General features: G+C 67.4%; 12 protein-coding genes. 9 read left to right on the top strand and 3 right to left on the bottom strand.

The features are described from left to right. Positions 1-4 precede the first annotated feature (4 nt). The 3 genes from ABLE38_RS19555 to ABLE38_RS19545 form a co-directional block, all read right to left on the bottom strand. Positions 5-943 carry a hypothetical protein gene (locus ABLE38_RS19555; RefSeq protein ID WP_348975932.1) on the bottom strand — a complete coding sequence of 313 codons (939 nt, stop codon included), beginning with the start codon at positions 941-943 and terminating at the stop codon, positions 5-7. Between the two features lie 86 nt (positions 944-1,029). Further along, on the bottom strand, positions 1,030-2,679 hold the full coding sequence (locus tag ABLE38_RS19550) for a M56 family metallopeptidase (RefSeq protein ID WP_348975931.1): 1,650 nt from the start codon (positions 2,677-2,679) through the stop codon (positions 1,030-1,032). A 2-nt stretch (positions 2,680-2,681) separates the two neighbouring features. Further along, on the bottom strand, positions 2,682-3,059 hold the full coding sequence (locus tag ABLE38_RS19545) for a BlaI/MecI/CopY family transcriptional regulator (protein ID WP_348975930.1): 378 nt from the start codon (positions 3,057-3,059) through the stop codon (positions 2,682-2,684). Between the two features lie 389 nt (positions 3,060-3,448). Between ABLE38_RS19545 and ABLE38_RS19540 the strand changes: the two genes are divergently transcribed. From ABLE38_RS19540 to ABLE38_RS19500, 9 genes are all read left to right on the top strand, one after another. After that, on the top strand, positions 3,449-4,168 hold the full coding sequence (locus tag ABLE38_RS19540) for a TonB C-terminal domain-containing protein (RefSeq protein ID WP_348975929.1): 720 nt from the start codon (positions 3,449-3,451) through the stop codon (positions 4,166-4,168). A gap of 99 nt (positions 4,169-4,267) precedes the next feature. Continuing rightward, positions 4,268-4,993 carry a TonB family protein gene (locus tag ABLE38_RS19535; RefSeq protein ID WP_348975928.1) on the top strand — a complete coding sequence of 242 codons (726 nt, stop codon included), beginning with the start codon at positions 4,268-4,270 and terminating at the stop codon, positions 4,991-4,993. Positions 4,994-5,004: 11 nt separating this feature from the next. Continuing rightward, positions 5,005-5,559: a sigma-70 family RNA polymerase sigma factor gene (locus ABLE38_RS19530; protein ID WP_348975927.1), complete on the top strand. Its 555-nt coding sequence runs from the start codon at positions 5,005-5,007 to the stop codon at positions 5,557-5,559. A gap of 55 nt (positions 5,560-5,614) precedes the next feature. After that, complete coding sequence (locus tag ABLE38_RS19525; RefSeq protein WP_348975926.1) at positions 5,615-6,601, top strand: FecR domain-containing protein; 987 nt, start codon at positions 5,615-5,617, stop codon at positions 6,599-6,601. Positions 6,602-6,982: 381 nt separating this feature from the next. Beyond that, positions 6,983-8,548, top strand: coding sequence for a ShlB/FhaC/HecB family hemolysin secretion/activation protein (locus ABLE38_RS19520; RefSeq protein WP_348975925.1), 1,566 nt, complete (start codon positions 6,983-6,985; stop codon positions 8,546-8,548). A 51-nt stretch (positions 8,549-8,599) separates the two neighbouring features. Then, positions 8,600-10,315, top strand: a complete 1,716-nt coding sequence (locus ABLE38_RS19515; RefSeq protein ID WP_348975924.1) for a DUF2341 domain-containing protein — start codon at positions 8,600-8,602, stop codon at positions 10,313-10,315. A 6-nt stretch (positions 10,316-10,321) separates the two neighbouring features. Continuing rightward, on the top strand, positions 10,322-10,723 hold the full coding sequence (locus ABLE38_RS19510; protein WP_348975923.1) for a biopolymer transporter ExbD: 402 nt from the start codon (positions 10,322-10,324) through the stop codon (positions 10,721-10,723). A gap of 4 nt (positions 10,724-10,727) precedes the next feature. Then, the gene (locus ABLE38_RS19505; protein WP_348975922.1) at positions 10,728-11,420 is read left to right on the top strand and encodes a hypothetical protein; all 693 of its coding nucleotides are present in this window, start codon (positions 10,728-10,730) and stop codon (positions 11,418-11,420) included. Between the two features lie 62 nt (positions 11,421-11,482). Continuing rightward, a complete protein-coding gene (locus ABLE38_RS19500) occupies positions 11,483-13,279 on the top strand; it encodes a putative porin (protein ID WP_348975921.1) in 1,797 nt (598 codons plus the stop codon). Positions 13,280-13,372: the final 93 nt, after the last annotated feature.

Below are 13,372 nucleotides of genomic sequence, written 5' to 3'. Positions count from 1 at the left end.
GCGCTTATTTGTGCAGCACGTGCAGCTGGACGAGCTGATCTGCCGTCGGGTCGGCGATCCCGATCTTGCGGGCGCGGCGCACGTCTTCGGCAGTGACGCCCACCGCGCGCATCTCGACCAGCCGGTCCGCCGGTAGGTCGAGCAGGCCGATTTCGGCCATCTCGCGGACATAGGCGGGGGTGACGCCGATCGCCTTCATCTGCACGGCCTGGTCGGCGGTGAGGCGCGGTACGCCGGCCTTGACCATGTCGGCCAGATATTCGGGCGAGACATCCAGAGCCTTGAGTTCGATCAGGCTCTTGGCGCTGAGCTTGCCGAGGCCTGCACGCAGCATCTTGCCGGCGTAATCGGGCGTGACGTTGAGCGCGGCGAAGGCGGCGAGGTCGTCGAGGTCCTCCGGACGGAAGCCCTGGTGCGAGAGATCGGCGATATAGGCGGGGGTGACGCGCAGCGCCGAGAGCGCGATCAGCTGGTCGATCGTCGGCCTGGGATAGTTCGCTTCGGCAAGCGCTTCGACCAGGGCCTTGTCGGCGTCCACGATCGTCAGGTCGAGCGACTGTTCGAAGCTGGGCGTGCCGATGCCACGGGTTTCGAGATAGCGGGCAAACTCGGCGCCGGGGGTGAAGTTGCAGCTGCCGGTGGCGATCTGCCGGGCGGTGTTGCCGGCACATTCGAGGCGGCCGGGCGCGCGCGCCATGGCGAAGCGGACAGGGCCATCGGCCTGCAGCGCCTTGGCGTCGAGGCCGATCTGTGCGTCGGTGGCGTCGGTGTTCATGTTCGAACGCGGGCCCATGGTGAGGCGCAGCGCGAAATGGCCGCGGCTCGCCTCGAACTGGAGCTTGAAGCCGATCGGGGTGGAGCCGGTGATATGATCCCGCCCACCGGCGATCGCGGTGGTGGCGAACAGGGTTATGGCAGCGATGCCAACAAGCGTGCGGTTCATGGCATTTCTCCTGGGTCGGAAGGCAAGCCGGGAGCGTCCACCCCAGGACGGGGTGTTGGCACTTCGGCACTGAGGGGGCGGCGGCGTTAGTTGTCGGTATCGGGGTCGGAATCAGGGTCCGGGTGCGGATTGGGCCCGCTGCCATGCTTGGTCAGGACGAGCGTATCGACATCGACCCGCATGCCTGCACCATGCAACCGGCGGACATCGTCGGGACTCACGCCCATGCTGGCGAGCGCGATGAAATCGTCGAGCTTGCCGCGATAGCCGGCGGCTACGATGCGGCGGACATAGGCCGGGTCCACGCCAACTGCCCTGGCCCCGATGATGTCGTCAAAGGAGCGGATGCGCAGGCCGGTGGCCATCATCGCCCGGACATATTCGGGCGTGACGCCGACGGCGCGCATGCCGGTGGCATCGTCGAGCGTGACCGGGCCGAGCTGCGGCGCGGCGCGGCGCAGCGCGTCGACATATTCGGGCGTGACGCCGACTGCCTTGGCGCCGACGATCGAATCGAGCGCGTGCCTGGCATGGTCGTTCCGGTCGGCCTCGCGATCCTGTGCGGACGGAGGCGTCGCGGCCGGCCTCGGCGGCACTGGGTCCATGGGGGCATGCGCGCTTGCGGCGGGATGGGCCCGTTCGGGCAAGGCCGTCGCTTCGGCGAAGCGTGTGCTGCCGCCGGTCTCCTGGCGCGGAACGGCACCGGAGGCGCTGTCATGGCGTTCGGTGGCGCCCACGGTGAGCGCGGCGAGCGGGGCGGCCATCACCAACATGCCGGCGCCGAAGCCCGCGATCCACGACCCCTGGGCGCGCCCGCGGGGAAGGGTCGCGTCGAGCACGCGGCCAACCCGGCGCTTGAGACTGCCCTTGCCGGGCGCAACGCCGTGCGCGCCGAGCAGCAAGCCCTTGCTCTCGTGCCGGGCGACCCGAACGAGCAGCTGGGCATAGTCCGGCGCATCGATATTGGCGGCGAGCACTGCGTCGTCGGCTGCCTCCTCGCGTAGCTGGTGCGCCTCGCGGGCGAGCCGCCAGGCGAGTGGATTGAACCAGTGGATCGCCGTGGCTACGCGGGCGAGCATCAGCTTGGCCCAGTCGAACGCGGAGACGTGCGCCAGCTCGTGTGCGATGATCGCCTCCGCCTCGTCGGTGGCGGCAAGCGCATCGGCGCTGAGGAGGATGGTCGGGCGGGCCAGTCCCCAGGAGATCGGGGAGGGGAGCGCGTCGCTCACCAGCAGCGCGGTGCCGCTCTTCATGCCCATCCGGCGCTGGGCGTGGGCCAGGGCGCTCAGCCATACCGGATCGACCAGCACCTCGGCCTCGGCGCGCAGGCGCACCAGGCGGAGAAGCGCGAGCGCGGTGAGCAGCAGCAGCGCCAATACGGGCAACGCATAGGCATAGCGTTCCCAGCCCTGCGGGAGCGAGAAACCGGGCTGCTGCGCCACACTGACCGGCGTCGTAGTTGCCCCTGGCACTTCGGCGGCCGCAGGGCTGGCCGCCGGCTGCGAGACATAATGCGCGGCAGGCGCCTCCGGCCGGCTCTGGACGAAGTCGGGCATGGGCAGGCTGAGCGAGGGCAGCACCAGCGTGGCGACCGGCAGGATCACCAGCCCGACCAGGCCGAGATGCGCGATCAGCGAACGCTCCGCCGCCGACCGGCTACGCGTGAGGCGAAGGAGGACAAGGGCGACGCCGGCAATCACCAGAGACTTGAGCATCAGGCCAAGCAGCACACTCATGATCAGCTACCCCTTTTGGCGCGGGCCGCGGCGATCATCGCCTCGAGCTCGTCGAGATCATTGTCGTCCAGCTTTTCGCTCATGCCGAGCAACGCGCTGGCGGCGTTGGTCGTCGAGCCGTTGAAGAAGGTTCGCACGACATGGCCGAGCGCCGTTTCGCTCGCCTTGCGCTCCGCCATGGTGGGCGAGAACAGATAGCCGCGGTCGCTATGCGCGCGCTGCACAAAGCCCTTCTGTTCGAGCCGGGTCAGCATCGCGCGAACCGCCGAGGCGGAGAGCTTGTCGGGCAGGGCATCGCACACATCGGCCACGGCCATCGCGCCGCGTTCATAGAGCAGGTCGACGATCTGGCGTTCGCGGGGCGGCAAGCTGTTCAACATGGCGATTCTCTCTACGCTACATTTGTAGTCCTACGCTACATTTGTAGCGCGCGCAAGCCTGTGCTGCCTCGTCAACAGCGAGGTTTCAGGTTGACCTCAAACTCTCAGGGGGAGGGGATAATAGTGACCTCATCGGTCCACCCGCGCTGGTTGCTCGCTTCGGCAGTGTCGGGGATTATCGCGCAGCAGGCTGAGCGACGGAATCGAAGTGATCTGCGCCAATCGAGGCGTAGCCGATCCCGTGATGGCAGCGCTGGCTTCGGGGCTCGAAATCGAGTTCGGGCGCGATGCGGGCGGGGCGCTGGCGCAGCGGCTTCTCGAGGCCGAGGGCGTCGATTTTGCTGGGATGCCCTATCGGGCAAACCGGATTCGCTATAGGGCGCCATGCCATGGCGCACGGCATCTTCATCGGCGGCATGGTGCTCGGGCTTTGCGCCGTGGGACCCACATTTCCCGATGCCGCCCTCGCACAACCCGTAGCGGCCAGTCCCCAACGCGCTGCGCCCAAGGTCTATCTGTTCAACATCCCCGCCCAGCCGCTGCGTTCGGCGCTGCTCGCCTACAGCAATGTCGTCGGCAACCAGATCATCTATGACAGCCGCCTGGCGACGAACCGGCGCTCGCAGGCCGTCAAGGGTCTGTTCACCGCCGAGACCGCGCTACGCATGATGATCGAGGGTACGAACCTCACCGTGCTGCCGACAGGATCGCAGGACATCATGCTCGCCGCCGTTGCGACGGTGGGGGCGGGCGAGACGACGACATCTGCGGGAGATGGCGCGGAACTGACCGTGGTGCTCGACACGCTGCACGTCGATGTTGCGCCAGGCGTCGAGGATCGGCCTGATTTCTCCGCTTATGCCGGCCGGGTGCGCGGGAGGATCAAGGACGCATTGGGGCGCGATCCGGCGACGCAGAACCGAATCTACGGCGCCCGGCTCGAGCTCTGGGTCGATGGCGGCGGGGTGGTCGGCCGGACGAAGCTGATCAAGTCTTCCGGCAATGATCCACTGGATGCGGCGATTCGACGCGTGCTCGGCGAGATGCGGCTCGACGCACCGCCCAAGGGGATGCCGTTGCCGATCCGGATCGCGCTGATCGCAATTTAGCTAAGTATCTGAATGACAAACGCATTTCACAAATTTGTCATAATCTGCCCGGCTTGACAGCACCCGCTTCGCCGCCTGTATCGCACGGATGTGGATGTAATGCGCACCGATCTCGGAGCCTCGACGCGCCGCTGGCCGATGGACCGATCGGTGGTGGCGGGCATCCTTGTCTCGCTCGCCGTCCACGCGTTGCTGCTCCTGCTGGTCTTCGGCTTGCGCTCGGGGACCCCTGCCGCGACGCGCCCTGTCGAGCGGGGCGGGGCGGGGCAGTCGATCGATGTTGCGCTTCTTGGGGCGGATGCATTTGAGCGGCCAGCGGCCGCGACCTCGCTCGACAAGGCGGAAGCGGAATCGAAGGCAAAGGATGCCGGCGCGCGCCAGGCTGGCGCGGAGAGTCCGGATGCGACTGTAGCGGCGCCGACTGCGCTCGCGGCCGCTGGGCCTTCTTCCATCGCGACCGGGAGCAGCACGCCGGCCGCGCCGAGCCTTGCCATTGCGGCGCCCGCCGGCGCGGCGCAACCGCTTCCGGACGGTGCGGTGAGCGGCACGGACTATTTCCAGCGGTTGCAGAAGCACGTCGCTGGCTATCGGCGCACGCTGGTCGCCACCGGCCAGCCTCAGGGCGTCGTCCTGGTGCGCTTCTACGTCAGCCGCAGTGGCGAGATATCAGCGCTGCGCGTCTCGACCAGTTCGGGCACCGAATTGCTCGATGACGAAGCTCTGGCCTGGATCCTGCGCGCCCGGCCGATGCCGGCGATTCCCGCGGGGCTGCCGGACCGGATCTCGTTCGTCCTGCCATTGTCGTTCGACCGGACGCCGGGCTGAGCGAACAGGCCATGTCCGAAACGACCTGGCACGCGCTCCGACGCCTTCTCGTTCGCGACTATGCGCTGTTCCGTAGTCGGCTTGCCCGGCAGGTGGGATCGGAAGAGCTCGCGAGCGAGGCGTTGCAGGACACGTGGCTGCGGCTGGCGCGCGGCGGCCAGATCTCCGACCATCTCGAGAGCCCGCGCGGCTATCTCTACCGCATCGCCTTCAACTTCGCCCGCGGCCGCGCGCGGAGCGACCGGCGCCGGCTGGAATGGCTCGACATCGAGGAGATGCTCGATCCGGTCGACCAGGCGCCCGGGCCCGCCGAGATCGAGGAAGGGCGCTCGGACATGCGGGCGATGGCGCGTGCGCTGGAGGAAATGCCGCAACGCCGCCGCGAGATCTTCGTGCTGGCCTGGTTCGAGGATTTGTCGCCTGCGCAAATCGCGGATCGCTACGGCTTATCGCCGCGCATGATCCAGATCGAACTCAAACAGGCACGCGAACATATTGCCGAGCGTCTGGAAGGGCGGCATGTCGTCGATTTCGCGGCCCGGCGATCCAAGGCATCTGAAGAATGAGAGGAAAGAACCGCCTGTGCCCGCGCAGCATGATCACGATTAGAAAAGGCGCCGGATGAGCCACCAGGCCGACGACGTTGCACCCCAGGACCTCGCACGCGAAGCGCGCGAGTGGATCGATTGTGTCTCGGCGCCGGAGGCTACGCGCGCCGATACCGATGCGATGCTGCTGTGGCGCGCGCGCAGCCCGGACCATGCCGAGGCACTGCGCGACGCGGTGCGCTTGCACCGCCGCATGCGCGGTGCGCGCGACGCGATGCGGAGCGAGCCCGCATTCGCGCATTTGCTCCAGGTCGCGCCGCCGGCGAAGAAGCCCGTGCTCGCGCGTCGGGCGTTTCTCGGCGGGGCATTGGCGGCGTCGGTGGGCGGCGTGTTGCTCGTGCGTCCGCCGCTTGGGCTTTGGCCTTCCTTCGCCGAGCTCCGGGCGGACTATCGTACCGCTCCGGGCGAGCAGCGTACGCTGCAGCTCGCGCAGGGGCTCTCGGTCGAACTCAACACGCGCACCAGCGTCGCGCGCCGGCAGGATAGCGCGGCGCATCGGCTGGCGCTGATCTCGGGTGAAGTCGCGGTCGATGCCGCGCGGCCGGGGATGCCCGCAGTGATCGAGACCGCCGCCGCCGAGGCGCGGAGCGGGGAAGGGCGTTTTTCCGTGCGTCTCGCCGATAGCGGTACCTGCGTCACCTGCTTTGCCGGTACGGTCGAGGTCGCCGATCGGCGCACCGGCCGCCTGCAACTGGACTCCGGCCAGCAGGTTGTGGTGGGCGATGCCGGCCTCGGCGCGGTGGCCGCAGTCGATACCCGCCAGGTCGAAGCGTGGCGGCGGGGCGAATTGGTGTTCACCGATCGGCCGCTCGGCGAGGTGGTCGAGGAGATCAATCGCTATCGCTCGGGCCGGATCATCCTGACCAACGCCGCGCTCGGGCGGATCCCGGTCAACGCGGTGTTCCGCCTTGGCGCGATGGACCGTGCGCTGGCGCAGATCCAGGCGGTCTCGCGCGCCTCGGCCAGGCACCTGCCGGGCGGCATCGTCCTGCTCGGCTGATTTTTTCAAAAAAGATTTCGCGCCGGGCTTCGGCCGGCATTCTTCAGGTAGAGGCATGAATACATCGCGGTCCGCGCAGTTGCGCGGGCGCGCCTTGCGGTCATCCCTCGCTGCTTTGCGAACGGCATCAAGCTGTTTCAAAAAGAGGAGAAAACACGAAGTCGCGCCCGTTTTAAATAATACTGTCACACAGTCTGTTTAGGAGCGCGTCCTTAGGCGCGAATCCAAGTTAAATCGGGAATACATGCGAGCTTATCCAATGATGTTGGATGAGATTGATCGTGCTTTACCTGCTTTTGGGGGTGATTTCGAATGTCCGTTATTTCAACGGCACGGGGCCGAACGCGGCTGCGTGTCCTGTTGCTTGGCTCCGTGATGGCGATGACGGCGCATCCTGCTCTTGCGCAGGAGGCGCCGGCAAGCGCCGGAGAAGACGCGCAGGCCAGCAGCGGCGCCGATGCGCGCCATGTCGACATCAACGAATATTATGTCGAGGGGAACACGGTCCTCTCAGACGACGAGATCGAGCGTGCGGTCTATCCGTTTCTCGGCCCCGACAAGACGCTCGCCGATGTCGAGGGCGCCAAGGCCGCGCTGCAGAAGGTCTATGAAGCCAGGGGCCTCAAGACCGTCTTCGTCGAGATTCCGCAGCAGAATGTCGTGGGCGGCCGGGTGCGGTTGCTGGTGACCGAGACCAGGATCGGCACGGTCTCCGTCGCGGGCGGCAAGTTCACCTCGGACAAGCAGGTCACCGCCGCGCTGCCCTCGGCGGCCACCGGCAGCGTTCCTGATCTGGGCAAGCTCAGCAGCGAACTGGCAGCGCTCAACAGCCGCTCGGCCGATCGCCAGGTGACGCCCGAGCTCAAACCGGGCAGCCAGCCCGGCACGATCGACGTGGCGCTCACGGTCGAGGACAAGCTGCCGGTGCATGGCGGCGTCGAGCTGAGCAACCGCTACAGCCGCGACACCACCAGGACTCGCGTCCAGGCCAATCTGCGTTGGGACGACGTGCTGGGCACCGGCCAGTCGGCTTCGGTCTTCTATGCCGTCGCGCCCGAGCGGCGGAAGGACAGCGAAGTCTGGGTCGTCTCCTACGGCGTGCCGCTGAGTGACAGTCTGCGGCTCGATACCACCGGGCTGATCTCGAACAGCGACGTCGCCACGGTGGGCGACACCAATGTGCTGGGTGACGGCACCTCGGTGACGATGGCGCTGACCAAGACGCTGAAAGGCGGCCCCGGTTTCTACCACCGCATCAGCCTGTCGGCGGCGTGGAAGGACTTCAAGGAAGACACCGTATTCGGCGCCGCGGTGAGCAAGGCGCCGATCACCTATTTCCCGGTCAGCCTGGAATATTCGGGTTCGCTTGCGGACGATCACGGGACGTTCGGCTATGATCTGGCGACGACCTTTGCGTTCCGCGGGCTCGGCAGCGACCTCGCCGATTTCGATACCAAGCGCTACCGCGCGACCGGCGGCTTCGCCTATCTCCATGGCAGCGTCGACTATCTCTACAACCTGCCGTTGGGCATGCAGCTCTACACGAGCGCGAACGGCCAGTTCGCCAGCGAGCCGCTCGTCTCGAACGAGCAGATGGCACTGGGCGGCGCCGGCACGGTGCGCGGCTATCTGCAGAGCGAGGCGATCGGCGACAATGGCGTGGGCGCGTCGATCGAGCTGCGCTCGCCTTCGCTCGACCGCTTCACCGGCAAGGTCGCCGACGAGCTCCGCCTGATCGCCTTCGCCGATAGCGGCCGGGTGTGGCTGATCGATCCGCTGCCCGAGCAGCAGGGCAGCTTCGGGTTGTTCAGCGTTGGCGGCGGGCTTCGGCTCAAGCTGTTGCACACACTGTCGGGCGACCTCGATGTCGCCGTGCCGCTCCGCGATGTCGGGCTCACCCATGCCGGTGACGTCCGCGTCCATTTCCGCGTTTCCGCCGATTTCTGAACCACGCCGCGCGCCGGCCAAGCGGTCGCGCCTATCCTTTGGGGGACTGACATGAAGAAGCAGATACTGAGCCTCGCGCTCGCGGCCACCGCGTTGGTCGGCTGGGCGAGCCCGGCGGCGGCCTGGTGGGACAATGGCTGGGCCTATCGCAAGGCAATCACCGTCGACACCGCCGCCGGCGGCATTGCCGCTGCGGAGAAGCGCTTCCCGGTGCTGGTGCGGCTCGACAGCTCGAACTTCCGCTTCGAGGATGCCAAGCCCGATGGCAGCGACATCCGCTTCGTCGCGCAGGACGACAAGACGCCGCTCGCCTTCCACATCGAAAGCTTCGATCCGAAGATCGGCCTCGCGATGGTCTGGGTCGACCTGGCCGAGCTGCCTGCCAACGGCCAGGCCAAGCTGTTCCTCTATTATGGTAGCAAGGACGCCACTGCCGCCGCCTCGGCGCCCAAGTCGTTCGACGCGAGCTACCGCGCGGTGTTCCACTTCGCGGGCAATCTGAGCGACGCCACCGCAAACGCCACTGTCGCCCAGGGCCAGGCGAGCTTCGCGGCCGGCGCGATCGGCCAGGGGGCGCAGTTCACCGGCGCGCCGCTCGCCATCGCCGCCTCGCCCGCGACTGCGGTCAACCCGGCCAACGGCTTCAGCTTCGAAGCCTGGGTCAAGCCCGCGACGCCGAGCGACGCGACGCTCTACAAGACGCCGGAAGGCTTTGTGATCGGCCTGGCGCAAGGCATGCCTTATGTCGCGATCGGCGAGCAGCGCGCCGCCGCCACTGCCGCGATCACCGACTGGAGCCAGGTCACCGTCTCGGCCAATGCCGAGGGCGCGGTTCTCTACGTCAACGGCGTCGAGGCCGCCAGGCTTGCCGCGCCGCTGCCGGCGCTGACCGGCGCCGCGACGATCGGCGAGGGCTTTACCGGCCAGATCGACGAACTCCGCCTCTCGGGCACTGCGCGCGATGCCGCCTGGGCCAAGGCGAATTTCGCCAGCCAGGGTCGCGGCGGCAAGCTGCTCGCCTTCGGTGCCGACGAGCAGCCCTCGGGCGAAGGCTTTGGCTATTTCGGCGTGATCTTCAAGAACGTCACCCCCGATGCCTGGGGCGTGATCGGCCTGCTGATGATCATGTCGCTTATCTCTTGGGTCGTGATGATCGCCAAGGGCAGCTATGTCGGCCGCGCGAGCCGCGCCGACCGTGCCTTCCAGGCGATGTTCGCCCAGCGCCGCGGCGATGTGCTCTCCACCGGCTGGCAGGAGCAACTGAGCAACAGCGAGCGCCGCCTGCTCGCCGACAGCCCCCGCGCGCGCATCTACGCCGCCGGCGTCGCCGAGTTCGAGCTGGCTTCGCAGGAAGCCCATGGCGGCGCGCTCGCCGAGGAAACCGTCGAAGCGATCCGTGCCAGCCTGGACGCGCAGCAGGTCGAGGAGACGCAGAAGCTCAACCGCTGGATGGTGCTGCTGACGATCGCGATCTCGGGCGGTCCGTTCATCGGCCTGCTCGGCACCGTACTCGGCGTGATGATCACCTTCGCGGCGATCGCGCTGGCCGGCGACGTTAACGTCAACGCGATCGCGCCGGGCGTCTCCGCCGCATTGCTCGCTACGGTGGTCGGCCTGTTCGTCGCGATCCCGGCGCTGTTCGGATACAATTACATCGCCAGCCGCAACTCCGAAGTGACGGCGGGCATGCAGGTCTTCGTCGACAAGCTGATCACTCGCTTCGCCGATCTCCACCGCCGGGCGCTCCGCGCCCAGCCGGCGGAGTAAGCGGCGATGAAGATCCAGTCCGAAGCCAAACCGTACGACGACATCAACATCACGCCGATGCTCGATCTCGCCTTCGTGCTGCTCGTCATCTTCATCATCATGACGACGGCGAGCGTGCAGGGGATCAAGGTCAACCTGCCCAAGGCGAGTTCGGCGGCGAGCCTGGAGAGTAACACCAAGGCGATCACGATCGACGACGCGGGCCAGGTCTATTTCGAGGCTTTCCCGGTCTCGATGACCGAGCTCGAGGACCGGCTGCGCACACAGCAGGCGCAGACCCCGGACTTCCCGGTGGTCGTCAAGGGCGACGGCCAGGTTCAGTATGCCAAGGTGGTCGAGGTGCTCGACCTGCTGCGGCGGCTGGAGATCACCAAATTCGGTCTGGTGACCGGCAAGGCGAAGGGCTGAGCCGATGGCCACCCTTAGCCAGGATTATGGACGCACGCCGATCCGGCCCTGGCTGCTGGCCGGGGGCGCGGTGGCGGCGCTGGCGCTGCTTGGCTGGTGGGCTTCGACCCAGCGGCTGACGATGACGCGCCAGTCCGCCGAGCAATCGGTGCTGATCCCGCTCGTTCCGCCCCCACCTCCACCGCCGCCACCGCCCGAGCAGGCCAAGCCCGAGCCGCAGCCCGAGGAGGTGCCGCCCCAGCCGGTCAACCAGCCGCAGCCGACGCCGCAGCAACCGACCCCGGCCCAGCCCCAGGCGGCGGCGCCATCGGCGGGGCAGGCAGTGTCGATCGACGGCCCGGCCCAGGCCGGCGGCGACGGCTTCAACATCGGTTCGGGTTCGGGCGGCGGGATGCGCGGCGGCGGTCTGGCCGGCACCGGTGGCGTGGGCGGGTTCAACCGCGCGGCCTATGCAAGCTACCTCCAGGGAGAGCTGCGCCGCGCGGTCGAGAACGCCAAGGGCTTGCGCACCGCAGTGCTCAGCGCGCGCGCGCGCCTCTGGATCGACGCCTCGGGGCGGATCACCCGCGCCGAGGTGAGCGACACCGACAAGAGCGACGCGATCCGCGATGCGCTGCTCGGCCGCTCGGTGCGCCCGCCTGACCCAAGCCTTTCCATGCCGGTCCAGATCCGCGTCGAATTCCGGAGGAACGGATGAACCCGTCCCTCGCCACCACAAGCATCACCGCATCGGGCCGCAGCGCCCAAAGGGGAATTTCCATGCTTTCGAAGTCCAAGCGCCCGTTCGCGCGCACTCTCGTTGCCGCCCTGCTCGGCGCCAGCGCGCTGCTCTCGGCGAGCGCCGCCTGCGCGCAGGATGCACCGGTATCGCAAAACGCCACCGTCAACCTGATCAACAAGCTGGTCGAGAAGAAGGTGCTCACCCGTGCCGAGGCCGACGAGATGATCGCCCAGGCCGAAGCCGAGGCAAACCAGGCGCGCGCCACCGCGCAGGTCGCGCAGGCCGCGCAGAGCAACGCGCAGACCGCGATCGCCGCGGCCTCGCCGGCATCGGCGCAGCCGGGTACCTCGGTCCGCTACGTGCCGCAGTTCGTCCGCGACCAGCTCAAGGAGGAAGTGAAGAAGGAAGTCCTCGCCGACGCTAGGCGCGACGGCCTGGTCGCCCCGGACGCCGTGCCCGCCTGGACGCGCAGCATCCGCATCACCGGCGACCTGCGCGTGCGCGATGACGCGATGTTCTTTGACAAGAACAACGCGCTCGATTTCGTCAATGTCGCTGCGATCAACAACGGCCAGCCGTTCAACACCGATCCTTCGACCAATCCCTACAACCCGCCGATCCTCAACTCCCGCCGCGACCGCAACTATGCGCGGATTCGCGCCCGGCTGGGCGTCGAGGCCGATATCGACAAGGATCTGACCGCCTATTTCCGGCTCGCCACCGGCGATCAGCAGGGGCCGGTCTCGACCAACGCCAATCTGGGCGGTTATTTCGGCGAGAAGAGCATCTGGCTCGATCGCGCCTATGTCGATTATCGCCCGGTCGCGGGCGCGCATGTGCTGCTCGGGCGGATGGCCAATCCGTTCCGCCAGCGCGAGCTGGTGTGGGACGAGGACGTCAATCTCGACGGCGCCGCGCTCAGCTACGAATATGGCGTTGGCTCCAGCCTGAAAGGCTTCGTGCTCGCCGGCGCCTTCCCGCTGGACTTTGCCGGCCAGGATACGCCCGGCACTGCAATCTCGAGCATCAAGGACAGCGGCAGCACCAGCAAATGGCTGTTCGCCGGGCAGGTCGGCGCGACCTGGACCGCGAGCGACAGCGTGACCGCCGGGATTAACGCTGCCTATTATCACTACAAGAACATCGAAGGCGACCTGTCGCCGTCCTGCTCGAACCTCGCCGACTTCTGCCTGACCGACTATTCGCGGCCCGGCTTCAGCCAGCGTGGCAACACGCTGTTCGCGCTGCGCGACATCACCACCACCGATCCGACCAACACCGCGAGCCCGCAATATTATGGCCTCGCCTCGCAGTTCCACGTCCTCGCCGTGTCGGGCGATGTCGACTGGGCGCTGTCGGATGGCATCCACCTCAACCTGGCCGGCCATTTCGCCAGGAATCTCGGCTTTGACCGTGCCGAGGCGCTGGCGCGCGGCTTCAACCCGAATTCCGGACTGTCGCAGATCGCCAACAACAATGAGGCCTGTTCGGTCACCCTGGTCGGCGGCATCTGTCCGGCGGGCAAGAGCATCTTCGCCAGCGGCGACACCGCCTGGCTGGTCCGCGCCACGATCGGCGCGCCGGTGGTCGATCGTCGCGGGCTGTGGGCGCTCACCGCATCCTATCGCCATATCGAGCCCGACGCGCTGCTCGACGCCTTCACTGACAGCGACTTCCATCTGGGTGGCACCAATGCCCAGGGCTGGACGATCGGCGGCACCTACGGGCTGCTGCACAACACCAATATCGGTGCGCGCTGGATGAGCGCGCAGGAGCTTTCCGGCCCGCCGTTCAAGGTCGACCTGCTTCAGGTCGATCTCAACGTCCACTTCTAACGCAGGCGGCGGGGCATGTTCGGCGTTCTCCCTTTCACCGCGCATGACGCGTATACGCGCCGCCTGCCCATGGGCGGGGCGTGCTGGCTATCG

This window comes from Sphingomonas sp. KR3-1, from assembly GCF_040049295.1.
GTDB lineage: Bacteria > Pseudomonadota > Alphaproteobacteria > Sphingomonadales > Sphingomonadaceae > Sphingomonas.
The sequence above is the reverse complement of the archived record's forward strand: the minus strand, read 5'-3'. Positions and strand labels throughout refer to the sequence as shown.